This is a genomic window from Cupriavidus sp. USMAHM13, from assembly GCF_001854285.1.
Lineage (GTDB): Bacteria > Pseudomonadota > Gammaproteobacteria > Burkholderiales > Burkholderiaceae > Cupriavidus > Cupriavidus malaysiensis.
The window spans coordinates 3,768,851-3,792,639 of the sequence record NZ_CP017751.1; the positions used below are offsets into that span (position 1 = coordinate 3,768,851).

Consider the following 23,789-nt stretch of genomic DNA (forward strand, 5'->3'; position numbering starts at 1 on the left):
CGCGGCGTTGCCGGACTTCCATTCGACTTATAATGCTCGCTTTACCCGAACGCTTGTCGCCGTCCTCGTGAAAGTCTTCCGCGGCCTGCCCAACGCCGAGAGCCGCGCGCCCTGCGCGCTGACCATCGGCAATTTCGACGGTGTGCATCGCGGCCACCAGTCGCTGCTGGCGCGCGCGCGCGCGGCGGCCGACGCGCGCGGCCTGCCGCTGTGCGTGATGACATTCGAGCCGCATCCGCGCGAGTTCTTCATGCCGGAGCGCGCACCGACCCGCATCGCCCTGCTGCGCGACAAGCTGGAGAGCCTGCGCCGCAATGGCGTCGACCGCGTCGTGGTGGAGCACTTCAACGCCCACTTCGCCGGCCAGTCGCCACAGCAGTTCGTTGAGAACGTGCTGTGGCACGGCCTGCATGCGCGCTGGGTACTGGTGGGCGACGACTTCCGCTTCGGCGCCAAGCGGGCCGGCGACTTCGCCTACCTGCAGCAGGCCGGCAAGCACTTCGGCTTCGACGTCGAGCAGATGGGCTCGGTGTCCGAGGGCGGCGTGCGCATCTCCAGCTCTGCGGTACGCGAAGCGCTGGCGGCGGGCGACCTGGAACATGCCCGGCGCCTGCTCGGCCATGGCTATGCGATCAGCGGCCACGTCATCCACGGGCGCAAGCTCGGGCGTGACCTGGGCTTTCCCACGCTGAACCTGCGCATCTCGCACAAGCGCCCCGCGGTCAATGGCATCTTCGTGGTCCAGGTGCACGGCCTGGCCGACCATCCGCTGCCGGGCGTGGCCAGCATCGGCGTGCGCCCCACCATCGAGGACGCCGGCCGCGTGCTGCTGGAAGTCCACTTGTTCGATTTCAGCGGCGACCTGTACGGCAAGCTGGTGCGGGTGGAGTTCATGAAGAAGCTGCGCGACGAAGCCCGCTTCGACAATCTCGACCAGCTCACCGCAGCCATTGCCAAGGACAGCGCCGAGGCCCGCGGCTTCTTCGGCCTGACGGTGCCGGGCACGCCCGAACCGGGCGCCGGTCGCGACTTCGCCACCTCCGCGACCGACCGAATTAGCTAGCGGCCGCATCCCGCCAGGCGGCGGGACGCGGAGTCGCCCGCACACGCACCCACAGCCAACTCCGCGCCGGCCCGGGCCGCCAGCCCGCCGCGCGCCAGACGAATTGCCCCGAGAATCGACATGTCCGACGACAAACGCGCCAAGCCCGAGAAAAGCAAGTACCCGGTCAACCTGCTCGACACCCCGTTCCCGATGCGCGGCGACCTGCCCAAGCGCGAACCGCAGTGGGTCAAGCAATGGCAGGAAACGCAGCGCTACCGGAAGATCCGCGAAGCACGCAAGGGCGCCAAGAAGTTCATCCTGCACGACGGCCCGCCGTATGCCAACGGCGACATCCACATCGGACACGCCGTCAACAAGATCCTGAAAGACATGATCGTCAAGGCGCGCGGCCTGTCCGGGCTCGACGCCGTCTACGTGCCTGGCTGGGACTGCCACGGCATGCCGATCGAGATCCAGATCGAGAAGCAGTTCGGCAAGGGGCTTCCGGTGCAGGAGGTGCAGGCCAAGGCGCGCGCCTACGCCACCGAGCAGATTGCCCGCCAGAAGGTCGACTTCCAGCGCCTGGGCGTGCTGGGCGACTGGGACAACCCCTATCTGACCATGAACTTCCGCAACGAGGCCGACGAACTGCGCGCCCTCGGCAAGATCATGGAGAAGGGCTTCGTCTTCCGCGGCCTGAAGCCGGTCAACTGGTGCTTCGACTGCGGCTCGGCGCTGGCCGAGGCCGAAGTCGAGTACAAGGACAAGACCGATCTGTCGATCGACGTCGGCTTCCCCTTCGCCGAGACCGACAAGCTGGCGCACGCCTTCAAGGTGCCGGCCGAGCAGCTCGCCGCCCGCCCCGGCTGGATCGTGATCTGGACCACCACCCCGTGGACCATCCCCTCCAACCAGGCACTGAACGTCCACCCCGAAGTGGAGTACGCACTGGTCGACACCCCGCGCGGCTGGCTGATCCTGGCCACCGAGCGCGTCGAGGAACAACTCAAGATCTACGAACTCGAAGGCAAGGTGGTCGCCACCGCGCGCGGCGCGGCGCTGTCGGAGATCCACTTCCACCATCCGCTGGCCAAGACGGACGCCGGCTACGATCGCCTGTCGCCGATCTACCTGGGCGACTACGTCACCACCGACACCGGCTCGGGCATCGTGCACTCGGCACCGGCCTACGGCGTGGAAGACTTCCAGTCGTGCAAGGCGCACGGCATGCGCGACGCGGACATCATCAGCCCGGTCATGGGCGACGGCGTCTACGCGAGCTGGCTGCCGCTGTTCGGCGGCATGAAGATCTGGGACGCCAACCCGCAGATCGTCGTGGCGCTGAAGGCCTCGGGCAACCTGTTCAACTCGCATAACTACCCGCACAGCTATATGCACTGCTGGCGGCACAAGACCCCGATCATCTACCGCGCTACCTCGCAGTGGTTCGCCGGGATGGACGTGGAGCCCACGGCGGAGAACGGCGAGAGCGGCCCGACCCTGCGCGAGACGGCGCTGGCCGGCATCGAAGCAACCGCCTTCTACCCGTCCTGGGGCAAGCAGCGCCTGCACAATATGATCGCCAACCGGCCCGACTGGACGCTGTCGCGCCAGCGCCAGTGGGGCGTGCCGATGGCTTTCTTCGTCCACAAGGAAACCGGTGCGCTGCATCCGCGCACGCCGGAGCTGCTGGAGGAAGTGGCCAAGCGCGTCGAACAGCACGGCATCGAGGCCTGGCAGGCGCTGGACCCGAAGGAACTGCTGGGCGACGAGGCCGAGCACTATGAGAAGAACCGCGACACGCTGGACGTCTGGTTCGACTCGGGCACCACACACTGGACCGTGATCCGCGGCTCGCACCGGGACGAACTGTACGACCCGTCGGCCGACACGCCGGACGGGCGCCTGGCCGACCTCTACCTGGAAGGCTCGGACCAGCACCGCGGCTGGTTCCACTCCTCGCTGCTGACCGCGTCGATGCTGTACGGCAAGCCGCCCTACAAGGCGCTGCTGACGCACGGCTTCACTGTCGACGGCGAAGGCCGCAAGATGTCCAAGTCGATCGGCAATACCGTGTCGCCGCAGGACATCGCCAACAAGATGGGGGCCGAGATCATCCGCCTGTGGGTGGCCTCGACCGACTACTCGGGCGAACTGTCGATCTCCGACGAAATCCTCAAGCGCGTGGTCGAAGGCTACCGCCGCATCCGCAACACGCTGCGCTTCCTGCTGGCCAACCTGACCGACTACGACCATGCCAAGCACGCGCTGCCGCCGTCGGAATGGCTGGAGATCGACCGCTACGCCGTGGCGCTGACCGCCCAGCTGCAGAAGGAAGTGCTGTCGCACTACGACGTGTACGAGTTCCACCCGGTGGTCGCCAAGCTGCAGACCTTCTGCTCGGAAGACCTGGGCGGCTTCTACCTCGACGTGCTGAAGGACCGCCTCTACACCACCGCGCCGGACTCGCGCGCGCGCCGCGCCGCGCAGAACGCGCTGTACCACATCACCCAGTCGATGCTGCACTGGATGGCACCGTTCCTGTCGTTCACCGCCGAGGAGGCGTGGCAGGTGTTCCGCCACGGCACCGGCCACGACGAGACCATCTTCACCAGCACCTACTATGCGACGCCGGCGCTCGACCACGCCGATGGCCTGCTGGAGAAGTGGCACGAAATCCGCACCGTGCGCGCGGAGGTGACCAGGCAGCTCGAGTCGGTGCGCGTGGAGGGCGGTATCGGCTCCTCGCTGCAGGCGGAAGTGTCGATCAGCGCCGGCGGCCCGACCCTGGCCGCGCTGCAAAGCCTGGACGACGACCTGCGCTTCGTGCTGCTGACCTCCGCCGCCACCGTCACGCCGGCGCCGGAAGGCGGTGACCTGCTGGTGACCGTGACGCCGTCGACACACGCCAAGTGCGAGCGCTGCTGGCACTACCGCGAGGATGTCGGCGCCGATACGGCCCACCCCACACTGTGCGGCCGTTGCGTCAGCAACCTGTTCGGCGCCGGCGAACAACGGAGCCACGCCTGATGGCCGCCGCGGGCACGCGCGCGGCGCGTTCGAGCAAGCGCCCGAGCAAGGCGGCAGGCACCACACCCTGGCTGTGGATGGCCTTCGCCCTGCTGGTGGTGATGGCCGACCAGTTCCTCAAGCTGGTCATCGTGCGCAGCTTCGCCTACGGCGAATCGCGCCCGGTGACCGGCTTCTTCAACCTGGTACTGGTCTACAACAAGGGCGCGGCCTTCAGCTTCCTGGCCGACGCCGGCGGCTGGCAGCGCTGGTTCTTCACCGGCCTGGGCGTCGTGGTCGGCCTGTTCATCATCTGGCTGCTGTACCGCCACACCGGCCAGCGGCTGTTCTGCCTGGCCGTGTCGCTGATTCTCGGCGGCGCCGTGGGCAACGTGGTGGACCGCGTGCTCTACGGCCATGTGGTCGACTTCCTCGACTTCTACGCAGGCCGCTACCACTGGCCCGCCTTCAACCTCGCCGACTGCGCCATCACCGTCGGCGCGGCGCTGCTGATCGTCGACGAGCTGCGTCGCGTGCGGCGCCAGTAAGCGCATTGCGGCCCCGGCAACGATGCCCGGGGCCGCGCTCTCCCGACTCCCCTTCCGCGCCGGCGCGTCAGCCCCGGCAGTACCGGCGGCAAGCCGGTATGATGCGGGGTGCCCGGCGCCACACGCCTGCGGCCATCTTCCCTTTTCCGAGAGCCCACCATGGATTTGCACGGCAAGCACATCGTTCTAGGCCTGACCGGCGGCATCGCCTGCTACAAGTCGGCCGAACTGGTCCGCCTGCTCACCAAGGCCGGGGCCACCGTGCAAGTGGCCATGACCGAGGCGGCAACGCATTTCATCACCCCGGTCACGATGCAGGCGCTGTCGGGACGCCCGGTCTTCCGGTCGCAGTGGGATGACCGCGTCGGCAACAACATGGCCCATATCGACCTCTCGCGGGAAGCCGATGCCATCGTCATCGCGCCCGCCTCCACCGATTTCATGGCGCGCCTGGCCAACGGCCTGTGCGACGACCTGCTCAGCACGCTGTGCATCGCGCGCGACTGCCCGCTGCTGGTGGCGCCGGCCATGAACCGGCAGATGTGGGCCGCGCCGGCCACCCAGCGCAACGTCGCGCATTTGCGCGCGGACGGCGTCACGGTGCTCGGCCCGGGCAGCGGCGACCAGGCCTGCGGCGAGGTCGGCGATGGCCGCATGCTGGAACCCGAGGAACTGCTCGAGGACATCGTCGCTTTCTTCCAACCCAAGGTGCTGGCCGGGCGGCGCGTGCTGATCACCGCCGGCCCCACCTTCGAGGCTATCGACCCGGTTCGCGGCATCACCAACCGCTCGTCCGGCAAGATGGGCTTCGCCATTGCGCGCGCGGCGCGCGAGGCGGGTGCCGAGGTGCACCTGGTGGCCGGCCCGACCGCGCTGCCGACGCCGCGCGGGGTGGCGCGCTCGGATGTGCAGAGCGCGCGCCAGATGCACGATGCCGTGCTGGCCGGGCTGCACGGCAGCGACGTTTTCATCGCGGTGGCGGCCGTGGCCGACTGGCGGCCCGCGCAGGTCGCCGCGCAGAAGCTGAAGAAAGCCAACGACACCGACACGCCGACACTGGAATTCGTGCAGAACCCGGACATTCTCGCCGCCGTCGCCGCGCGGCCCGACGCGCCCTACTGCGTGGGCTTCGCCGCCGAGAGCGAGAACCTGGAGACCTACGGCGAGCAGAAGCGCCAGCGCAAGCGCGTGCCCCTGCTGGTCGGCAATATCGGCCATCACACCTTCGGCCTGGACGACAACGAGATCGTGCTGTTCGACGCACAAGGCATGACGCGCCTGCCGCGCGCGGACAAGCTGACGCTGGCACGCCTGCTGGTGGCCGCCATCGCCCAGCGCCTGCCCGCCGGCACCGGAGCGGCATCGTGAGCGCCGCGCCCGTCGGCGACGCCCCGCGGCGCCCCGCCATGCGGCTCTCCGTGCTGGACCAGAGCCCGGTCATCGCCGGGCACAGCGCGCGCGATGCGCTGGCTGCCACCATCGAACTGGCCCAGGCCGCCGACGCGCTCGGCTACACCCGCTACTGGTGCGCCGAGCACCACGGGCTGCATGGCGTCTGCAATCCGGCGCCGGAGGTGATGCTGGCCCGGCTGGGCAGCGTGACCCGGCGCATCCGGCTCGGCTCCGGCGGCGTGATGCTGCCCTACTACAGCCCGTTCAAGGTGGCCGAGCAGTTCCGCATGCTGGAAGCCTTGTTCCCCGGACGCATCGACCTCGGCGTAGGCCGCGCACCCGGCGGCGACATGCGCACGGCCCAGGCCGTGGCCATGGGCGACTACGACCGCGGCGCGCAGTTTGCCGAACAGGTGCGCGACCTGTGCTGGCTGCTCGCCGGAGAAGTCCCGCCGGACCACCTGGCCGAGGGCGTGCTGCTGCAGCCGCAGATCGACACCCGCCCGGAGATCTGGGTGCTGGGCTCGAGCGACTACGGCGGTGCGCTGGCGGCGCAACTCGGCGTGCGCTTTGCCTTCGCCCACTTCATCAACGCGCACGGCGGCCATGCGGTCGCCCGCCATTACCGCGACCATTTCACGCCGGGTTACGAGACGCAGCCCTACAGCGCTGCCGCGGTCTTCGTCATCTGCGCGGACACCGGGGCCGAGGCAGCCGCACTGGAACGCGCCGTCGACCTGCGCCGGCTGCAGATGGCCTACGGTGTCAACGCTCCCATCCCCTCGCTGGCCCAGGCGGCCGGCCATGAGCCCACCGAGCGCGACCGCCTGATCATCGCGCGCGAGCGGCCGCGCACGATCTGCGGCACGCCGGAACAGGTCAGCGAGCGGATGCTGGCGCTGCGCGAGCAGTTCGCGGCCGATGAGCTTGTCGTGCTGAGCGTGGCTGCCAGCTATGCGGCGCGGCTGCGCACCTACGAGTTGCTGGCACAGGCCTTTGCACTGCAGGACGGCGCCTGAGCGCCCCGGCGGCCGCCTACTCTTCCCTCGCTCGGCTATCATCACGGCTCGCCGGCGGCGGGCCGTGCGCCCGCCCCCGCGGCCCCGGGCGACTCGCGCTTCGTGCCGGCCATGTTCCAATCCGCTGCCATTGCGCGGCCTGCCCGCCTTCTGCCCTACACCTTCCGCCCTACACCTTCCGCCCTACCGATTCTCTGCCATGACCGCTGAACTGAACCCGCCCGTCGAAATCAAGGTATTGGACGCTCGTCTGCACGAATGGGGCCTGCCGGCCTACCAGAGCGAGATGGCTGCCGCCATCGACCTGCACGCCTGCCTGGATGCACCGCTCGCGATCGAAGCCGGCACGCCTGCCGTGCTGGTACCGGCTGGCTTCGCCGTGCACATGGGCAATCCCTACATGGCTGCCACCATCGTGCCGCGCTCGGGTCTGGGCCATAAGAAGGGCCTGGTGCTGGGCAATTCGATCGGCGTGATCGATGCCGACTACCAGGGCCAGATCATGGTCAGCGTGTGGAACCGCAATGCCCCCGGCACCGAGCCGATCGTGATCCAGCCGGGCGAGCGCATCGCCCAGATGATGTTCGTGCCGGTACTGCGCCCGGTCTTCTCCACGGTGGAAACCTTCTCGGCCGATACCGAGCGCGGCAGCGGCGGATTCGGCTCCACCGGCGTGCACCACAAGGGAGTATAAGCCCGGGCGCCTGAGCCGGCGCCGGGGGCGCCGGCTCAGGTGGCCTGTTCGAACAGCAGCGCCACTCCGCCGGCCTGGCTGGCCGGCACCAGGCTCTCGTGCGGCCCGAGTTCGGCAGCCTGCACGCCGGCCTCGCGCCACAGGGCACGCGCAGCAGCCAGGTCGGCGGTACGCAGGCGGATCGCCGCGTAGCCCGGCACGCAGCGCTGGACATGCACCGTACCGGTCGCGGAGGCCAGTGCCTGCGGCGTGCTGATCACCAGCGTCGCGCCGCAGATGGCCAGGCTGCACACATGCTCGCTGAGCTCCGTCAGCTCCGCGCCGGTCAGTTCGGCATAGGCCCGCCCGGTCGCCTCGACCAGCGCAGGCGCCACCACCAGGAACATGGCACCAATAGCGCGCGCCCCGTTGGCGTGTGCCATCCATTCGGGCCGCCACAGCAGTTCGGGGGTACGGTGCTCGCAGGCGAAATAGCGCGCGCCGGGCGCGTCGTCGATGGCCATCACGCGGAAGGTGGCCGGCTGCTCGCTGCCATCCTCCAGCCGCACCGGGCGCGAAAACTCGATCGGATCGGAGGTGTGCCATCCTTCGGCCCGCAGCGCCGCAGCCGTGCCGAAAGCATCGCGGCTCTTGCACGACATGGCGGCACAGCCCCCGCCCGCAGCCTGGGCATCCCAATAGTAGCGCCGGCTGGGGGTGGGTTCGGTCACGTGCAGCAGCTCCAGATAGTCCTGCTCCAGCATGGCGCAGTGATTCTGCGAGCCGAGCGTATGGAAGCCGCGCGGCGTCAGCGTGAAACCGAGCCTGCGCCAGGACTGCGCCGCGGCGTCGAGATCGGGACAGACCACCACGGCGTGGTCGAAGGGTTCCGCACTGCGAGTTGCCATGTCGATACCGTCTCCTCGCCCAGTGAGCTCAATCGAAGCGGATGTTGGCCTTGCGGGCGACGGCCAGCCATTTGTCGTGCTCGCGGCGCACCAGGCGCTCGAGTTCTGCCGGACTGCCCGCCACGATCTCGAAGCCCTGCTGGCCCAAGGCCTCCTGCGCCCGCGGCTGGCGCAGCGCGCCGGCCAGTGCCGCCTGCAGACGGGCCACGGCAGGCGCGGCCATGCCAGCCGGGCCGAACACGCCGATCCAGGAGTAGGCCTCGAAGCCACGAAAGCCCTGCTCGGCCACCGTAGGCACCTGCGCCAGCTCACGCAGGCGGGTGCTGCCGGTGACGCCCAGCACTTTGATGGTCTTGGCGGCAATATGGGCTTGCACGGCCGCATAGCTGCTGAAGAACAGGTCGACTTCGTTCGCCAGCACCGCCTGAACCGCGGGTCCCCCTCCCTTGTAGGGCACATGCAGGAAGCGCACCCCCGCCTCTGTCGCCAGCGCCTCGGCCGCCAGCTGGTTCAGGCTGCCGACGCCGGACGAGGCATAACGCACCGCACCCGGTTCCGCGCGGGCCAGCGCCACCAGCTCCCGCACATTGGCGGCCGGCAGCGACGGATGGGCGGCAATCACCAGGGGGAAGCGCACCAGTTGCGAGATGGGGGTGAAATCGCGGAAGGTGTCGTAGGGCAGGCGCTTGTAGGCAAAGGGATTGATGGCGTGCGTATCGAAAGCCATCAGCAGGGTGTTTCCGTCCGGCCGGGCCCGGGCCACCAGGCTAGAGGCGATCAGCCCGCCCGCGCCAGGCTTGTTATCGATCACCACGACCTGCCCGAGCGCATTCTTCAAACCCGGCTGCAGTTGCCGCGCGACAATGTCGACGCTCCCGCCGGGAGGAAACGGCAGCACCAGCGTGATCGGCCGGCCGTTGCCGGCCCCTGCCTCGCCAACGCCTGAGACGGGGCCCGCCAGAGTCGGCGGCAGGAACGGCAGCGTACCCAGCGGCAGCGATTTGAGCAGCAGGCGGCGCACCTGCCGGCGGTCGTGACTGGACATCGGTGACTCGTGCTAGGAGCGGACGGCGGAGCCGGCGCGAAAAAGCAGGGGCGGCATCACTGCCGCCCCATGTCTCGCCCGAGAATACCACGACTTGCGGGCCACCGGCGCTGAATGCGGCACTTTTGGTGCCCTGGCCGGCCGGAAGAAGCTCAGGCTTCGGCCTTCTGCTCGCTTTCCGGCGCCTCGGGGGGCTCGGCGTCCGCCTCGGCGAAGTCCAGCTTGATGTGTTCTTCGTCGTCGAGGTCTACCATCACCTTGCCGCCGCTCACCAGCTTGCCGAACAGTAATTCGTCGGCCAGCGCCTTGCGGATCATGTCCTGGATCAGGCGCTGCATCGGGCGCGCGCCCATCAGGGGGTCGAAGCCCTTCCTGGCCAGGAACTTGCGCAGCCTGTCGCTGAAGGCGGCGTCCACCTTCTTCTCGTGGAGCTGCTCCTCGAGCTGCATCAGGAACTTGTCCACGACGCGCAGGATGATCTCCTCGTCCAGCGCACGGAAGCTGATGGTGGCATCCAGGCGGTTGCGGAACTCCGGCGTGAACATGCGCTTGATATCTGCCATCTCGTCACCGCGCTCGCGCGTGTTGGTGAAACCGATGGTGGCGCGGTTCATGGTCTCGGCGCCCGCATTGGTGGTCATGATGATGATCACGTTGCGGAAGTCCGCGCGACGGCCGTTGTTGTCCGTCAGCGAGCCATGGTCCATCACCTGCAGCAGGATGTTGAAGATGTCCGGATGCGCCTTCTCGATCTCATCCAGCAGCAGCACGCAGTGCGGCTTCTTGGTGACGGCCTCGGTCAGCAGGCCACCCTGGTCGAAGCCGACGTAGCCCGGAGGCGCGCCGATCAGGCGGCTGACCGCGTGGCGCTCCATGTACTCCGACATGTCGAAGCGGATCAGCTCGATGCCCATGATGAAGGCAAGCTGCTTGGCCACCTCGGTCTTGCCCACGCCGGTCGGGCCGGAGAACAGGAAGGAGCCGATCGGCTTGTCGGTCTTGCCGAGCCCGGCGCGCGACATCTTGATCGCCGAAGCGAGCGCCTCGATGGCCGGATCCTGCCCGAACACCACCGACTTCAGGTCGCGGTCCAGGGTCTGCAGCTTGCTGCGATCGTCCTGGTTGACGCTCTGCGGCGGGATGCGGGCGATGCGCGAGACGATATCCTCGATCTCGCTCTTGCCGATGGTCTTCTTCTGCTTGGACTTGGGCAGGATGCGCTGGGCGGCGCCTGCTTCGTCGATCACATCGATCGCCTTGTCAGGCAGGTGGCGGTCGGTGATGAAGCGCGCCGACAGTTCGGCCGCCGCGGTCAGCGCCGCTGCCGCGTACTTGACACCGTGGTGCTCCTCGAAGCGTGACTTGAGGCCGCGCAGGATCTGCACGGTCTGGTCGATCGAAGGCTCGACCACATCGATCTTCTGGAAGCGCCGCGACAGCGCCGCGTCCTTCTCGAAGATGCCGCGGTATTCGGTGAAGGTGGTCGCGCCGATGCACTTGAGCTGGCCCGAGGACAGCGCCGGCTTCAGCAGGTTGCTGGCATCCAGCGTGCCGCCCGAAGCGGCGCCGGCACCGATCAGCGTATGGATCTCGTCGATGAAGAGGATCGCATTCGGATTGTCTTTCAGCGACTTCAGCACCCCCTTCAGGCGTTGCTCGAAATCGCCGCGGTACTTGGTCCCGGCGAGCAGCGCGCCCATGTCCAGCGAGTAGACGACCGCGCGCTCGAGGATGTCGGGCACCTCGTTCTTGGTGATGCGCCAGGCCAGGCCCTCGGCGATGGCGGTCTTGCCGACGCCGGCCTCGCCGACCAGCAGCGGATTGTTCTTGCGTCGGCGGCACAGCACCTGGACGACGCGCTCGACCTCGGCCTCGCGGCCGATCAGCGGGTCGATCTTGCCGGCCTTGGCCAGCGCGTTCAGGTTCTGCGTGTACTGCTCCAGCGGGCTTTCCTTGCCGTCGCCGCCCTCGCCCTCGGCATTGCCCTCGCCCTGCTTGGCGGGCTCGGCCTGGTCCTTGCGGATGCCGTGGCTGATGAAATTGACGACGTCCAGCCGGGTCACGCCCTGCTGCTGCAGGTAGTAGACGGCATGGGAGTCCTTCTCGCCGAAGATGGCTACCAGCACGTTGGCGCCGGTGACCTCCTTCTTGCCGTTCGAGGTCGACTGCACATGCATGATGGCGCGCTGGATCACGCGCTGGAAGCCCAGCGTCGGCTGGGTGTCGACCTCGTCGGTGCCTGGCACTACCGGCGTGTTGTCGGCGATGAAGTTCTTCAGACTGGTGCGCAGATCCTCGATATTGGCCGCGCAGGCGCGCAAGACTTCGGCTGCGGTGGGGTTGTCAAGCAACGCCAGCAGCAGATGCTCCACGGTGATGAACTCGTGGCGTGCCTGCCTGGCCTCGACAAACGCCATATGCAGGCTGACTTCCAATTCTTGCGCAATCATGCTTCCTCCATCACACACTGCAGGGGGTGGCCCGCCTGCCGCGCGTGGGTTGACACCAGCTCGACCTTCGTCGCCGCGATATCCCTGGTATAGATACCGCAGACGCCTTTCCCTTCCCGATGCACCGTGAGCATGATCTGCGTCGCCGTTTCTCGGTCCCTGCTGAAATATTGTTGCAGGATCATGACGACAAACTCCATCGGAGTGTAGTCGTCGTTCAGAAGCACCACCTTGTACATGGCGGGCGGTTTGAGCGCCTGCTCTTTCCGCTCCAGTACAGTGTCCGCTCCGCGTTGTGGGACATTCGCCAGCCTCGTAGCCATGGCTTTATTCTAACCCTTACTCACAACTCTGCAATTTGGGGAGAAGCACCGGGATTCAAGGGCCGCCCGGACAAAAGGCAGCCGGCCACACACCGCCTGCCGCGACCGGCACGCCCCGGGGCCGCCGCGCAGGCGCGACGCCGTTCCATTCCTGCCACACCCGCTCAGGAGTGGGGATTCTGCCAGCTTGACAGTGCGAAACTTTGACCGAAGAATCAAAAGTGCATCCTTGTCTGGTTCAACGAGCCAAACGATCCATCCGGACGGGGAGCTTGGTGGGCAGGGAGGCCCATCGACCCCGATCCCTCGGGAACGACCGTCACGCTTCACGCAAGGTCCGAGCCGTCGCCACCGGCCGCGCCCGTCCCGGGCCGCTGCCTTGGCCGGAGCGGGCGTGCGGGCGCCGTGCGGCCGCTCAACAGGCTTCCCCGCTTGATATCTGTTTCTTTGTTGGGGGAGTTTATGGCAAGCGGTATCGTCAAATGGTTCAACGACGCCAAGGGTTTCGGGTTCATCAAGCCCGACGATGGTGAAGAAGAGCTGTTTGCGCATTTCTCGGCGATCCAGATGAATGGCTTCAAGACCCTGAAGGAAGGCCAGCGCGTCTCCTTCGAGATCGTGCAAGGCCCCAAGGGCAAGCAGGCCACCAACATCCAGGACGCGTCCTGAGGGCGCCGGCCGTACCCGCCCGACAGAGCGCGAGACGGCCCAAGGAAATGCGGTACCCCCGGAACGGGAAACGCCGGGAGGCGACAGGCAGGCCCGCACCGCGATACGCGGCTGGCAGCCCCGACCTCCCAGCGAACATCGGCGGTACGCTGCCGCATCCGACAAGAAAGCCCGGCCCGAGCGGCCGGCTTTTTTATTTGCCGGATCTGGCCCGGCAGGGGCCGCAGCGGTACTGCGGCCAGCCCTGTCCCCCTCACATATTGTCGATCATCACCTGGCCGAAGCCCGAGCACGACACCTGCGTCGCTCCTTCCAGCAGCCGGGCGAAGTCGTAGGTGACGCGCTTCGACAGGATGGACTTCTCCATCGAGCGGATGATCAGGTCGGCGGCTTCGGTCCAGCCCATGTGACGCAGCATCATTTCGGCCGACAGGATCTCCGAGCCCGGGTTCACGTAGTCCTTGCCGGCATACTTCGGCGCGGTACCGTGCGTGGCCTCGAACATGGCCACCGAGTCCGACAGGTTGGCACCCGGAGCGATGCCGATGCCGCCCACCTGGGCCGCCAGCGCGTCGGAGATATAGTCGCCGTTCAGGTTCAGCGTCGCGATCACCGAGTACTCGGCCGGACGCAGCAGGATCTGCTGCAGGAAGGCATCGGCGATGGCGTCCTTGATGACGACGTCGCGGCCGGTCTTCGGGTTCTTGAACTTGCACCACGGGCCGCCGTCGACCAGCTGGGCGCCGAACTCCTGCTGGGCCAGTTCATAGCCCCAGTCGCGGAAGGCACCCTCGGTGTACTTCATGATGTTGCCCTTGTGCACCAGCGTCACCGACGGCTTGTCGTTGTCGATGGCGTACTGGATCGCCTTGCGCACCAGGCGCTGCGTGCCCTGCTTCGAGACCGGCTTGATGCCGATGCCGGAAGTATCGGGGAAACGGATCTTCCTGACCCCCATCTCGTTCTGCAGGAAGGCGATCACCTTGCGCGCCTGCTCGCTCCCGGCTTCCCATTCGATGCCGGCATAAATATCCTCCGAGTTCTCGCGGAAGATCACCATGTCGGTCTTCTCGGGCTCGCGCACCGGCGACGGCACTCCCTTGAAATAGCGCACCGGGCGCAGGCAGACATAGAGATCGAGCTGCTGGCGCAGCGCCACGTTCAGCGAGCGGATGCCGCCGCCGACCGGGGTGGTCAGCGGCCCCTTGATCGACACCACGTATTCCTTCAGGACATCGAGGGTTTCGTCGGGCAGCCACACATCGGGACCGTAGACCTTGGTGGACTTCTCGCCTGCGTAGATCTCCATCCAGGAAATCTTGCGCTGGCCGCCGTAGGCCTTGGCTACCGCGGCGTCCACCACCTTGAGCATCACCGGCGTGATGTCGAAGCCCGTGCCATCCCCCTCGATGAAGGGAATGATGGGATTGTCCGGTACGTTCAGCGAAAAGTCCTGGTTGACCGTGATCTTTTCGCCAGCCGGAACTTTGATGTGTTGATACATGACGTCTCCAGTGCGGAACGGGGTTGTAACGGCCGCCGTCGCTTGCGTGAGCGGACAGCGAGATAGGGACACAGCAGGAGATTGTAGCGGGCGAACGTGTCTTGCATCCGCCACATCGCCGTGCCCCGATCGGTGATCGCGCCGAAAGTCTTATATAAGACATAAGACTATATTTAAATTATGCAGCAATTTCCCGGCAGCCGCCATGGCCCGCCGACAGTGTCCGCGTGCATCGAGCCTCGGGCATACTTCGGCCCCATGACCTTGCTCGCCCTCAACAAGCCGTACAACACCATGAGCCAGTTCTCGCCGCACCCGACGCGGCCGACGCTGGCCGAATGCGTGGCCGTGCCCGGCGTCTACCCGGCCGGCCGGCTCGACGCCGACAGCGAAGGCCTGCTGCTGCTGACCGACGACGGTGCCTTGCAGGCCCGCATCGCCGACCCGCAGCACAAGCTCGTCAAGACCTATCTGGCGCAAGTGGAAGGCGTGCCCGACGAGGCCGCCCTGCAAGCACTGCGCGCAGGCCTCGACCTCGGCGACTTCCGCACGCTGCCGGCGCAGGCGCGCCTGGTGGATACGCCAGACACCCTGTGGCCGCGCGATCCGCCCATCCGCTACCGCGCCGCCATCCCCACCACCTGGGTAGAACTGCGTATCCGCGAAGGCAAGAACCGCCAGGTGCGACGGATGACCGCAGCCGTCGGACACCCGACGCTGCGCTTGGTACGCACGGCGATCGGTGGCCTCGACCTGTTCACGCTCGGGCTGATGCCTGGCGAATGGCGGGAAATCACACCGGCTCTGCTCGGCCTGTCCGGCCCCGCCAGCCCCGGGCGGCAGGCTCGCGCGCCGGTGGTGAGGCGCAAGGGTTACAAACGCTAACAAATGCCGGAAAGATTCCTGTCTCTCTCGCGTCAACCGATCGCGTGGTGGCCCCGTTGTTGATCGTGACACGTCCAATTACGCGTCATCACTTCCGAATGCGTTCAAATTTCGAGGGAATCGCAATGAACAAACTGATCGCTGCTGCTCTGGTTTCCGGCCTGTTCGCCACCGGTGCATTCGCCCAAGCTTCGGCTCCGGCTGCTGCTGACGCTGCAGCGCCCGCTGCCAAGGCTGAAGCGAAGCCCGCCAAGAAGAAGCACAGCAAGAAGAAGCACGCCAAGAAGGCCGCTTCGAAGGCAGAAGCCGCTCCCGCCTCCGCTCCGGCAGAAGGCGCTTCGAAGTAAGACTTCGGAAGTCGCTTCGCACCGCCTCGGCGGTGCGTGCAAAGGCAGGCAGTCCCTCGGACGGCCTGCCTTTTTTCATGCGCGTGCCGCGCGGCACGCAAGCCTGCGTCCGGGTTATCCTTGCGCCTGGCCTTTCCCTTCCCCTAACGCAGTAACGCTGACCCCACGCCTACGCCATGTCTCCCGCGTCCAAGATCCTGCTTCAACTTGCCGCCTTGACCGCCACCACGCTCGCCTTCGCACAAGGCGCAGCCGCGCAGGCGCAGACCGGCCTGCCGGAGATCCAGCTGACCGCCGGCATGTACGCGATCCAGACCGAAGTGGCTGCCACACCGGAGTCGCGCGAGATCGGCTTGATGTACCGCAAGACCATGCCGGCGAGCCACGGCATGCTGTTCGTCTTCGAGCAGAAGGCCGGCAACTGCTTCTGGATGAAGAACACCGACCTGCCGCTGTCGATCGCCTTCCTGGCCGATGACGGCACCATCGTCAATATCGAGGACATGGCGCCGCAGACCGAGGACAACCACTGTCCGCGTGCGGCGGTGCGCTACGCGCTGGAGATGAACCAGGGCTGGTTCAAGCAGAAGGGAATCAAGGCCGGCGCGCGCATCGGCGGCCTGCCGAGGGCGCCGCAGATGCGCTGAGGCGCCCGGACGGGCGCCGCCGCTCAGTCGCGGAAGTTGTTGAAGTCGAGCGGCGCCTCGGAAACGTCCTTGCGCAGCAAGGCGATGACGCTCTGCAGGTCGTCGCGCTTGGTGCCCGACACGCGCACGGCGTCACCCTGGATGCTGGCCTGGACCTTGATCTTGCTGTCCTTGATCATGCGCACGATCTTCTTGGCCAGGTCGCCCGTCACTCCCTTCTTGATGGTGACGACCTGCTTGACCTTGTCGCCGCTGATCTTTTCAACCTTGCCGTAGTCGAGGAAGCGCACGTCCACGTTGCGCTTGGCCATCTTGTTGATCAGCACGTCCTTGACCTGGCCCAGCTTGAAATCGTCGTCGGCGAAAGCGGTCAGCTCACCTTCCTTCTGCTCGACGCGGGCGTCGGATCCCTTGAAGTCGAAGCGCGTCGAGATCTCCTTGTTGGCCTGCTCGACGGCATTCTTCACTTCGACCATATTGGCTTCGCACACTACGTCAAACGACGGCATTTCTTTCTCCTGATAAGCAATTGCCCCGGAAGCGCCGCGCCTGGCGCCAGCGCTTCCGTATAATCCTGCCAACTCCGCAGTCCAGGCCGGCCCTCGTCATTCGGCGGCCGCCTCATCAGATCCCGCATGGCAGATCTCCACGAATTTTATCCCCTGCGCCGCCACAATACATTCGGATTCGACGTCCGCGCGCGCTTCGCGGCACATGTGCGCAGTGAAGACGACCTGGTGGCGGCGCTCGCCGACCCGCGCGTGGCGGGGTTGCCGGTACTGGTGCTCGGCGGCGGCAGCAATGTGGTGCTGACCGCCGACCTGCAGGCGCTGGTACTGCTGATGGAAATCCCGGGATTTTCGGCCCGCGCCTCCGAAACGGCATGGCTGGTCACGGCCGGCGCCGGCGAGAACTGGCACGCGCTGGTGTGCCGCACCGTGACCGAGGGCATGCCGGGACTGGAAAACCTGGCGCTGATCCCTGGCACGGCGGGCGCCGCTCCCATCCAGAACATCGGGGCCTACGGCGTCGAGTTGCGCGAGCGCTTCGCCTCGCTGCGCGCCTACGACCGCGCCAGCGGCACCTTCGTCGAACTCGATGCGGCGCAATGCGCCTTCGGCTACCGCGACAGCCTGTTCAAGCAGGCAGGCAAGGATCGCTACATCATCACGGCGGTCACGCTGCGCCTGCCGCGGCCGTGGCAGGCGGTGCTCGGCTATGCCGAGCTGGCGCGCGAGCTGCACGACGAACCGGCCCCCGGCGCTGCCGCCATCCTCGACGCCGTGGTAGCCATCCGCTCCCGCAAGCTGCCCGACCCGGCGCGCATCGGCAATGCGGGCAGCTTCTTCAAGAATCCGGTGGTCAGTGCCGCGCAAGGCGCGGCACTGCTCGCCGTCCATCCCGGAATGGCGCACTACACGCAGGCCGACGGCCGCATCAAGCTGGCGGCCGGCTGGCTGATCGACCAATGCGGTTTCAAGGGGGTGCGCGACGGCGCGGTCGGTGTCTACGAGAAGCAGGCGCTGGTCCTCGTGCATCATGGCGGCGGCAACGGCGCACAGCTGCTGGCGCTGTCCACCCGCATCGCCGACGCGGTGCAGGCGCGCTTCGGCGTGCGCATCGAGCCCGAGCCCGTCGTCCTGTAGGCCGGGCCACGGAGCCAGACCTGCGTCAAAGAGGGTCGTCGGAGAGAAACTCGCGGCGGATGTCCACCGAGCCGCGCTTGCCGACATCCTTGAAGTGGTTGGCCAGCCAGGCCTGCGCCGCCGTGCGGCCGCGCTCCTTCAGCATGACGAGGAAATTCCAGTGCGTGACCAGCTTGGTCGAGGAGGACAGATCGGCCAGCGCGTCATCGGCGCGGATGGAATGCATCAGCAGGTACTTGAGGCGATCGCGGTATTCCGGTCTCAGCCAGTCTTCGTCGAGCAGCTTCTGCACGAAGGCGATGGCGCGGAACTCGCGCAGCAGCGAGGCGTTGAAGGTGATCTCGTTGAGCCGCTCCATCACCTCCTGCGGCTGCGTGGGGACACCGGGGCGACGGATCGGATTGATATGGACGATCAGGATGTCGCGCGTGTCGGTCTGGTAGAACAGCGGGAACAGGGCCGGATTGCCCATGTAGCCGCCATCCCAGTAGTGGCGGCCCTCGATCTCGACGGCCGGGTACAGGTAGGGCAGGCAAGCCGAGGCCAGCAGCGCGTCCAGCGTGATGTCCTGCTTCTGGAAGATGCGCACGTTGCCGCTGTTGACGTCGGTGGCCGCCACGAACAGCTTGGTGCCGGCGCAGCAGCGCACGCGCTCGAAATCGACCTGGGCAGCGAGCAGGTCGCGCAGCGGGTTGTACTTGCCGCCCTGGGCCGAGGCATTCCACCAGCCGGCCCACATCTTCGTCCATTCCTGCAGCGGCCAGCCGCCATGGTGGTTGCCCGCCAGCCAGTCGGCCGTCTGCTGGCCGAAGGTGGAGAACGGCGAGCCCGTGCGGGAAACGCCGTACCAGAATTCATGCAATTTCTCGCGGGCGCGCTCGCGCCCGCCTTCAGCCATGCCATCCACCAACAGCACGGCGTTCATCGAGCCGGCGCTGGTGCCGCTGATGCCGTCGAAGTCCAGCCTGCCGTCTTCCAGCAGGGCGTCAAGCACGCCCCAGCCGAAGGCACCGTGGGCGCCGCCGCCCTGCAGGGCGAGGTTGATCATCTTAGGATCGCGCGACATGGCACTCCCTCCCGCTTGCCAGGCGGCCGGCGGCGCGGCAGGCGCTGCCGGCCCGGCGTGCTCAGCCGTAGTGGCAGACGTAGTCCAGCGTTTCCAGTACTTCGATGTCGAAGTTGCTGTTGCCGGGCACGCTGAACCGCTGGCCGGCGCCGTAGGTCTGCCATGCGTCCGATCCGGCCAGGCGGATGCGGCAGCTGCCGCCATTGATCTCCATGATCTCCGGCGCGGCGGTACCGAAGTTCAGCTTGGCGGGAAAGATCACGCCGAGCGTCTTGCGGGTGCCGTCCGGGAACAGCACCGTATGGCTGACGCACTTGCCGTCGAAATAGAGATTCGCCTTCTTGACGACGGACACGTTGTCGAACTGGGTCATGCAATCACTCCTTGCTGCTGGCCGGTGGCCGGCGCCTGCCGGTTGCCGGCCGGGTTTTCGAATCCTGGCCCACCGTGTGAAAAGAGGGGCCGCGCGGCCCCTCCCCATTCACTTCATCGACTTCATCGACTCGCCCCGCAACCAGCCGCGCGTGCCGCGCCGCCGGCCTCCTTGCGCCTTCAATAGCGGCCGCAGAGCAGGTATTCCATCAACGCCTTCTGCACGTGCAGGCGGTTCTCCGCCTCTTCCCAGACCACGCTCTTGGGTCCGTCGATCACCGCTGCCTCGACCTCCTCGCCGCGATGGGCCGGCAGGCAGTGCATGAACAGGGCGTCGGCATTGGCGCGGTCCATCATCGCGGTGGTCACCATCCACTGCTGGAAGGCACGCTTGCGGGTCTCGTTCTCGGCCTCGAAGCCCATGCTGGTCCACACGTCGGTGGTGACCAGGTCCGCGCCCTGGCAGGCCGCCAGCGGGTCGTCGAACACCTTGAGGTGGGCGGCCGCGGTGGCGGGCACCATGGCCGGATCGAGCTGGTAGCCCGGAGGCGCGGAGAAGTGGAACTGGAAGTCCAGCCGCTCGGCCGCCTGGATCCAGGTATAGGCCATGTTGTTGGCGTCGCCGATCCAGGCCACCGTCTTGCCCTGGATGCTGCCGCGCTTCTCGATATAGGTGAAGACGTCGGCCAGCACCTGGCAGGGATGGTATTCGTTGGTCAGGCCGTTGATGACCGGCACGCGCGAATGCGCCGCAAAGCGTTCGATGATGTCCTGGCCGAAGGTGCGGATCATGATGATGTCCACCATGCGGGAGATCACCTGTGCCGCATCCTCGATCGGCTCGCCCCGGCCCAGCTGCGAATCGCGCGTGTTGAGGAACACGGCATGGCCGCCGAGCTGGTGGATGCCGGCCTCGAAGGACAGCCGCGTGCGCGTCGAATTCTTTTCGAAGATCATGGCCAGCGTGCGGTCGTGCAACGGGTGCCATGTCTCGTAGTTCTTGAACTTCGCCTTGAGGATCCGCGCGCGGTCCAGCAGGTACTCGTACTCCTCGGGAGACAGGTCGCTGAACTGGAGGTAATGCTTGATCGGGGTTGAGCTCATAAAACAAAGAAGGCGGCTCGGTGATGACACGCTGCCACCGATGCCGGGTGGCGAGGCGCGTCGCGGAGCCGCCTTTCGCGTCGCTTGCGCAATTTAACTGCAAGAATCATAAGGGATTATTTACCCTTTGGCGAGCCCGGAGGGACCCCGATCCGGCACCCCGGCACCGCCGCAGCCTTATGCGCAGGTCTTATATAAGATATAATACCCGCTGATTCACGCGGGGCGCGGCAACCCCATGCCCCCGCCCGCCACAGGCATCAAAAGTGCCCCTGCAAGCACCGACGCCCCGCAGACCGACCGGCTGGAAGCGAACCAACGCTCGCCGGCCGCGTCAAACCCGGCGCCCGTGCTCGCGGGTCTTACGCCGAGTCACCCTCCAGCCGCAGTCGTCTCATGACCCCCAACGTTCGCGAATATTTCATCCAAGGCATCACCAAGGAAGGCAAGACCTTCCGCCCGAGCGACTGGGCAGAACGGCTGTGCGGCGTGATGGCGCAGTTCCGCCCCGAAGGCGACACCGGCGACCCCCGCCTGACCTATTCACCCTATGTCCGCCCGGTGATTGCCGGCGGCGTCAAAAGCGTGGTCGTGGACGTCCGCCTCAAGGAGATCGAGCCCAAGGCGCTGGATTTCGTGCTGAATTTCGCCCGCGACAACAACCTGCAGCTGGTCGAGGCCTGCTCGCTCGGCTGAGCCCACCCCATCTCCGCCCCCCCCTTCCCCGCCTCGCGGCCCGGCACCGACCCTCCAGGCCGCGACGAAACACTGCGCACAAGACAAACAAGACACAGCACGCAGGCACGCAATCGTCCGGCAGTCCGGCAACTGAAAGCGGAGGCCAGGAAAACAAAAAACCCGTCACATGGACGGGCTTTTTGCTGGACGACGACCCTGGCGGATCGCCGCGACCGCGCGACCGGAGCCGCGCGCAAGCTTGCCGGAATCAGGCAGCCATCGACTTGATGGCTGCCGACAGGCGCGACTTGTGGCGTGCAGCCTTGTTCTTGTGCACGATCTTCTTGTCGGCGATGCTGTCGATCACGGCCTGCGAGTTCTTGAAGATCTCGGCAGCAGCAGCCTTGTCGCCAGTGGCGATCGCCTTGCGAACAGCCTTCACGGCGGTACGCAGACGCGAGCGCAGGCTGGAGTTGTGGGCGTTCTGGGCGACGGCTTGGCGCGCGCGCTTGCGGGCTTGTGCGGAATTTGCCATTTACTTAGTTTTCCTGAATTCAGATGCGTGCCCCGGGGACACAGCCAAAAATGCACATCTAGCGGCCCGGGATACACGGTAAAGCACAGATAACCGAATCCGGAACGCAACTGTCCTTGTGAATCGGCGATTATACACACAGAGCAGCCGTAAACGCAAGAAGGAATCCCGCCCAACGACGGGACGGTCCGCCGCCTGCCCGATCCGTATAATAGGCGCCACTTCGGCCCGCGTGGTCCCGCTGCAACTTCCCCGCGCCCGCGTCGTCTGATTCCTGGCCCGGCGGCCCGCCGGTGCAAGTCCATCCGATTCCGCACCGACGCCGCGGCCGCACGGCCAGCGCCGGCGCTTTGCTCGCTCCAGCCTCCATCTTGAACCTGCTCAAAGCGCTCGCCACCATCAGCAGCCTGACCATGCTCTCGCGCATCACGGGCCTGGTGCGCGAGATCCTCATCGCACGCGCCTTCGGGGCCTCGGACATGACCGATGCCTTCAACGTGGCCTTCCGCATCCCCAACCTGCTGCGCCGCATCTTCGGCGAGGGCGCGTTCTCGCAAGCCTTCGTGCCCATCCTGGGCGAGTACCACAGCAAGCGCGGCGAGGCCGACACCCGGCGCCTGATCGATGCCGTCGGCACAGTGATGACCTGGGTCCTGATGGGAGTCTCGCTGCTGGGCGTGATCGGCGCCCCGGTGGTGATGACCGTGGTGGCGACCGGCTTCCGCGGGCAGAGCGAGACCTATACCGCGGCTGTCTTCATGACGCGGGTGATGTTCCCCTATATCGGCCTGATTTCCCTGGTCGCGCTTGCTTCGGGCATCCTCAACACCTGGCGACGCTTCGCCGTGCCGGCCTTCACCCCGGTGCTGCTCAACCTGTGCCTGATCTTCGCCGCGCTCTTTGTCGGCCCGCACATGCGTGAACCGATCTACGCCCAGGCCTGGGGCGTGCTGGTGGGCGGCATCCTGCAGCTCATCATCCAGATCCCCGCGCTGCGCCGGATGGGCGTGATGCCGCGCATCGGCGTCAATGTCCGCGCCGCCTGGGCCGACGCCGGGGTGCGGCGCATCCTGAAGCAGATGGTGCCGGCGCTGATGGCCGTCTCGGTGGCCCAGATCAGCCTGATCATCAATACCAATATCGCTTCGCGGCTGGCCGCAGGCAGCGTCTCCTACCTGACCTACGCCGACCGCCTGATGGAATTCCCCACGGCGCTGCTGGGCGTGGCGCTGGGGACCATCCTGCTGCCCAGCCTGTCGAAGGCCAGCGCCGAAGCCAACCATCACGAGTATTCCGGCCTGCTCGACTGGGGACTGCGGCTGACCTTTCTGCTGGCCCTGCCCTGCGCGGTCGGGCTGTTCGTGTTCGGCACGCCGCTGACGGCCGTGCTGTTCAACTACGGCAAGTTCAACGGCCACGCGGTGGAAATGACGCGGCAGGCGCTGGTGGCCTACGGCACCGGCCTGCTCGGCCTCATCCTGATCAAGATCCTGGCCCCGGGCTTCTATGCGCGGCAGGACATCCGCACCCCGGTCAAGATCGCGGTGGCCGTGCTGGTCATCACCCAACTCGCCAACCTCGCCTTCGTGCCCCGCTTCGGCCACGCCGGCCTGGCGCTGTCGATCAGCCTGGGCGCCACCCTCAACGCCCTGATGCTGTTCATCGGCCTGCGCCGGCGCGGCCTCTACGAACCGGCACCGGGGTGGACATTGTTCCTCGCGCAACTGCTGGCTGCGGTCACGCTGCTGTCCGGGCTGCTGCTGTGGTTCGCGCGCAGCTTCGACTGGGTCGCCCTGGGCAGCACGCCGCTGCTGCGCGTGGCCCTGCTGGCATCGTGCCTGGTACTTGCGGCGGTCGTCTACTTCGGTACACTGTGGCTCATGGGGCTGAGATTCACTGCCTTCAAGCGCAAGGCCGGCTGATC

The 23,789-nt window shown here is 66.7% G+C and carries 23 protein-coding genes; 13 read left to right on the plus strand and 10 right to left on the minus strand.

From position 1 onward, the window contains the following. The first annotated feature begins 67 nt into the window (after positions 1–67). The 6 genes from BKK81_RS16640 to dut all read left to right on the plus strand — a co-directional run bounded on the left by BKK81_RS16640 (position 68) and on the right by dut (position 7,707). Complete coding sequence (locus BKK81_RS16640; RefSeq protein ID WP_071015183.1) at positions 68–1,063, plus strand: bifunctional riboflavin kinase/FAD synthetase; 996 nt, start codon at positions 68–70, stop codon at positions 1,061–1,063. 120 nt (positions 1,064–1,183) lie between these two features. After that, entirely contained in the window at positions 1,184–4,075 is a 2,892-nt protein-coding gene (gene ileS / locus BKK81_RS16645; RefSeq protein WP_071015185.1) for an isoleucine--tRNA ligase, read from the plus strand. Then, the gene (gene lspA, locus BKK81_RS16650; protein ID WP_071015188.1) at positions 4,075–4,602 is read left to right on the plus strand and encodes a signal peptidase II; all 528 of its coding nucleotides are present in this window, start codon (positions 4,075–4,077) and stop codon (positions 4,600–4,602) included. The genes ileS and lspA overlap by 1 nt, the downstream gene beginning before the upstream one ends. A gap of 159 nt (positions 4,603–4,761) precedes the next feature. Then, positions 4,762–5,970: a bifunctional phosphopantothenoylcysteine decarboxylase/phosphopantothenate--cysteine ligase CoaBC gene (gene coaBC, locus BKK81_RS16655; RefSeq protein WP_071015191.1), complete on the plus strand. Its 1,209-nt coding sequence runs from the start codon at positions 4,762–4,764 to the stop codon at positions 5,968–5,970. A gap of 38 nt (positions 5,971–6,008) precedes the next feature. Beyond that, positions 6,009–7,013 (plus strand): LLM class flavin-dependent oxidoreductase, encoded by a 1,005-nt coding sequence (locus BKK81_RS16660; RefSeq protein ID WP_071016565.1) that lies wholly within the window; start codon positions 6,009–6,011, stop codon positions 7,011–7,013. Between the two features lie 199 nt (positions 7,014–7,212). Then, positions 7,213–7,707 (plus strand): dUTP diphosphatase, encoded by a 495-nt coding sequence (gene dut, locus BKK81_RS16665; RefSeq protein ID WP_071015194.1) that lies wholly within the window; start codon positions 7,213–7,215, stop codon positions 7,705–7,707. Positions 7,708–7,742: 35 nt separating this feature from the next. On the opposite strand, the gene BKK81_RS16670 is transcribed toward dut, so the two are convergent. The 4 genes from BKK81_RS16670 to clpS form a co-directional block, all read right to left on the minus strand. Further along, positions 7,743–8,594 carry a VOC family protein gene (locus tag BKK81_RS16670; RefSeq protein ID WP_071015197.1) on the minus strand — a complete coding sequence of 284 codons (852 nt, stop codon included), beginning with the start codon at positions 8,592–8,594 and terminating at the stop codon, positions 7,743–7,745. A 28-nt stretch (positions 8,595–8,622) separates the two neighbouring features. Continuing rightward, a complete protein-coding gene (locus BKK81_RS16675) occupies positions 8,623–9,639 on the minus strand; it encodes a tripartite tricarboxylate transporter substrate binding protein (protein WP_071015199.1) in 1,017 nt (338 codons plus the stop codon). A gap of 152 nt (positions 9,640–9,791) precedes the next feature. Next, a complete protein-coding gene (gene clpA, locus BKK81_RS16680) occupies positions 9,792–12,089 on the minus strand; it encodes an ATP-dependent Clp protease ATP-binding subunit ClpA (protein WP_071015202.1) in 2,298 nt (765 codons plus the stop codon). Next, a complete protein-coding gene (gene clpS, locus BKK81_RS16685) occupies positions 12,086–12,412 on the minus strand; it encodes an ATP-dependent Clp protease adapter ClpS (RefSeq protein ID WP_071015205.1) in 327 nt (108 codons plus the stop codon). The genes clpA and clpS overlap by 4 nt, the downstream gene beginning before the upstream one ends. Positions 12,413–12,874: 462 nt before the next feature. Here clpS and BKK81_RS16690 point away from each other — a divergent pair, with 462 nt between their 5' ends. Continuing rightward, on the plus strand, positions 12,875–13,081 hold the full coding sequence (locus BKK81_RS16690) for a cold-shock protein (protein WP_071015208.1): 207 nt from the start codon (positions 12,875–12,877) through the stop codon (positions 13,079–13,081). Positions 13,082–13,334: 253 nt separating this feature from the next. Here BKK81_RS16690 and icd read toward each other — a convergent pair whose 3' ends face one another. Next, positions 13,335–14,585 carry an NADP-dependent isocitrate dehydrogenase gene (icd, locus tag BKK81_RS16695; RefSeq protein WP_071015211.1) on the minus strand — a complete coding sequence of 417 codons (1,251 nt, stop codon included), beginning with the start codon at positions 14,583–14,585 and terminating at the stop codon, positions 13,335–13,337. A 258-nt stretch (positions 14,586–14,843) separates the two neighbouring features. On the opposite strand from icd, the gene BKK81_RS16700 reads away from it, so the two are divergent. The 3 genes from BKK81_RS16700 to BKK81_RS16710 all read left to right on the plus strand — a co-directional run bounded on the left by BKK81_RS16700 (position 14,844) and on the right by BKK81_RS16710 (position 16,464). After that, positions 14,844–15,470 carry a pseudouridine synthase gene (locus BKK81_RS16700; RefSeq protein ID WP_071015213.1) on the plus strand — a complete coding sequence of 209 codons (627 nt, stop codon included), beginning with the start codon at positions 14,844–14,846 and terminating at the stop codon, positions 15,468–15,470. A gap of 125 nt (positions 15,471–15,595) precedes the next feature. Continuing rightward, entirely contained in the window at positions 15,596–15,817 is a 222-nt protein-coding gene (locus BKK81_RS16705; protein WP_071015215.1) for a hypothetical protein, read from the plus strand. A gap of 176 nt (positions 15,818–15,993) precedes the next feature. Next, positions 15,994–16,464: a DUF192 domain-containing protein gene (locus BKK81_RS16710; protein WP_083384141.1), complete on the plus strand. Its 471-nt coding sequence runs from the start codon at positions 15,994–15,996 to the stop codon at positions 16,462–16,464. Between the two features lie 23 nt (positions 16,465–16,487). Here the strand turns inward: BKK81_RS16710 and BKK81_RS16715 are convergent, their stop codons facing one another. Next, a complete protein-coding gene (locus BKK81_RS16715; protein WP_071015218.1) occupies positions 16,488–16,973 on the minus strand; it encodes a YajQ family cyclic di-GMP-binding protein in 486 nt (161 codons plus the stop codon). Positions 16,974–17,099: 126 nt separating this feature from the next. Between BKK81_RS16715 and murB the strand changes: the two genes are divergently transcribed. Next, a complete protein-coding gene (gene murB, locus BKK81_RS16720; protein WP_071015221.1) occupies positions 17,100–18,110 on the plus strand; it encodes a UDP-N-acetylmuramate dehydrogenase in 1,011 nt (336 codons plus the stop codon). A gap of 25 nt (positions 18,111–18,135) precedes the next feature. Here the strand turns inward: murB and BKK81_RS16725 are convergent, their stop codons facing one another. The 3 genes from BKK81_RS16725 to argF all read right to left on the minus strand — a co-directional run bounded on the left by BKK81_RS16725 (position 18,136) and on the right by argF (position 20,652). Continuing rightward, positions 18,136–19,176, minus strand: a complete 1,041-nt coding sequence (locus tag BKK81_RS16725) for a patatin-like phospholipase family protein (protein WP_071015224.1) — start codon at positions 19,174–19,176, stop codon at positions 18,136–18,138. 61 nt (positions 19,177–19,237) lie between these two features. After that, the gene (gene ppnP / locus BKK81_RS16730) at positions 19,238–19,549 is read right to left on the minus strand and encodes a pyrimidine/purine nucleoside phosphorylase (RefSeq protein ID WP_071015226.1); all 312 of its coding nucleotides are present in this window, start codon (positions 19,547–19,549) and stop codon (positions 19,238–19,240) included. Between the two features lie 179 nt (positions 19,550–19,728). After that, positions 19,729–20,652, minus strand: coding sequence for an ornithine carbamoyltransferase (gene argF / locus BKK81_RS16735; RefSeq protein ID WP_071015229.1), 924 nt, complete (start codon positions 20,650–20,652; stop codon positions 19,729–19,731). A gap of 396 nt (positions 20,653–21,048) precedes the next feature. On the opposite strand from argF, the gene BKK81_RS16740 reads away from it, so the two are divergent. After that, positions 21,049–21,348 carry a DUF3579 domain-containing protein gene (locus tag BKK81_RS16740; protein ID WP_071015232.1) on the plus strand — a complete coding sequence of 100 codons (300 nt, stop codon included), beginning with the start codon at positions 21,049–21,051 and terminating at the stop codon, positions 21,346–21,348. Between the two features lie 250 nt (positions 21,349–21,598). Here BKK81_RS16740 and rpsT read toward each other — a convergent pair whose 3' ends face one another. Further along, positions 21,599–21,865 carry a 30S ribosomal protein S20 gene (gene rpsT, locus BKK81_RS16745; RefSeq protein WP_071015234.1) on the minus strand — a complete coding sequence of 89 codons (267 nt, stop codon included), beginning with the start codon at positions 21,863–21,865 and terminating at the stop codon, positions 21,599–21,601. Between the two features lie 371 nt (positions 21,866–22,236). On the opposite strand from rpsT, the gene murJ reads away from it, so the two are divergent. Further along, complete coding sequence (gene murJ / locus BKK81_RS16750; protein ID WP_071015237.1) at positions 22,237–23,787, plus strand: murein biosynthesis integral membrane protein MurJ; 1,551 nt, start codon at positions 22,237–22,239, stop codon at positions 23,785–23,787. Positions 23,788–23,789: the final 2 nt, after the last annotated feature.

Coding starts and splice junctions, on each gene's coding strand:
- ileS (WP_071015185.1), top strand. CDS start 1,184: ATGTCCGACGACAAACGCGCCAAGCCCGAGAAAAGCAAGTACCCGGTC.
- lspA (WP_071015188.1), top strand. CDS start 4,075: ATGGCCGCCGCGGGCACGCGCGCGGCGCGTTCGAGCAAGCGCCCGAGC.
- coaBC (WP_071015191.1), top strand. CDS start 4,762: ATGGATTTGCACGGCAAGCACATCGTTCTAGGCCTGACCGGCGGCATC.
- BKK81_RS16660 (WP_071016565.1), top strand. CDS start 6,009: ATGCGGCTCTCCGTGCTGGACCAGAGCCCGGTCATCGCCGGGCACAGC.
- dut (WP_071015194.1), top strand. CDS start 7,213: ATGACCGCTGAACTGAACCCGCCCGTCGAAATCAAGGTATTGGACGCT.
- BKK81_RS16670 (WP_071015197.1), bottom strand. CDS start 8,594: ATGGCAACTCGCAGTGCGGAACCCTTCGACCACGCCGTGGTGGTCTGT.
- BKK81_RS16675 (WP_071015199.1), bottom strand. CDS start 9,639: ATGTCCAGTCACGACCGCCGGCAGGTGCGCCGCCTGCTGCTCAAATCG.
- clpA (WP_071015202.1), bottom strand. CDS start 12,089: ATGATTGCGCAAGAATTGGAAGTCAGCCTGCATATGGCGTTTGTCGAG.
- clpS (WP_071015205.1), bottom strand. CDS start 12,412: ATGGCTACGAGGCTGGCGAATGTCCCACAACGCGGAGCGGACACTGTA.
- BKK81_RS16690 (WP_071015208.1), top strand. CDS start 12,875: ATGGCAAGCGGTATCGTCAAATGGTTCAACGACGCCAAGGGTTTCGGG.
- icd (WP_071015211.1), bottom strand. CDS start 14,585: ATGTATCAACACATCAAAGTTCCGGCTGGCGAAAAGATCACGGTCAAC.
- BKK81_RS16700 (WP_071015213.1), top strand. CDS start 14,844: ATGACCTTGCTCGCCCTCAACAAGCCGTACAACACCATGAGCCAGTTC.
- BKK81_RS16705 (WP_071015215.1), top strand. CDS start 15,596: ATGAACAAACTGATCGCTGCTGCTCTGGTTTCCGGCCTGTTCGCCACC.
- BKK81_RS16710 (WP_083384141.1), top strand. CDS start 15,994: ATGTCTCCCGCGTCCAAGATCCTGCTTCAACTTGCCGCCTTGACCGCC.
- BKK81_RS16715 (WP_071015218.1), bottom strand. CDS start 16,973: ATGCCGTCGTTTGACGTAGTGTGCGAAGCCAATATGGTCGAAGTGAAG.
- murB (WP_071015221.1), top strand. CDS start 17,100: ATGGCAGATCTCCACGAATTTTATCCCCTGCGCCGCCACAATACATTC.
- BKK81_RS16725 (WP_071015224.1), bottom strand. CDS start 19,176: ATGTCGCGCGATCCTAAGATGATCAACCTCGCCCTGCAGGGCGGCGGC.
- ppnP (WP_071015226.1), bottom strand. CDS start 19,549: ATGACCCAGTTCGACAACGTGTCCGTCGTCAAGAAGGCGAATCTCTAT.
- argF (WP_071015229.1), bottom strand. CDS start 20,652: ATGAGCTCAACCCCGATCAAGCATTACCTCCAGTTCAGCGACCTGTCT.
- BKK81_RS16740 (WP_071015232.1), top strand. CDS start 21,049: ATGACCCCCAACGTTCGCGAATATTTCATCCAAGGCATCACCAAGGAA.
- rpsT (WP_071015234.1), bottom strand. CDS start 21,865: ATGGCAAATTCCGCACAAGCCCGCAAGCGCGCGCGCCAAGCCGTCGCC.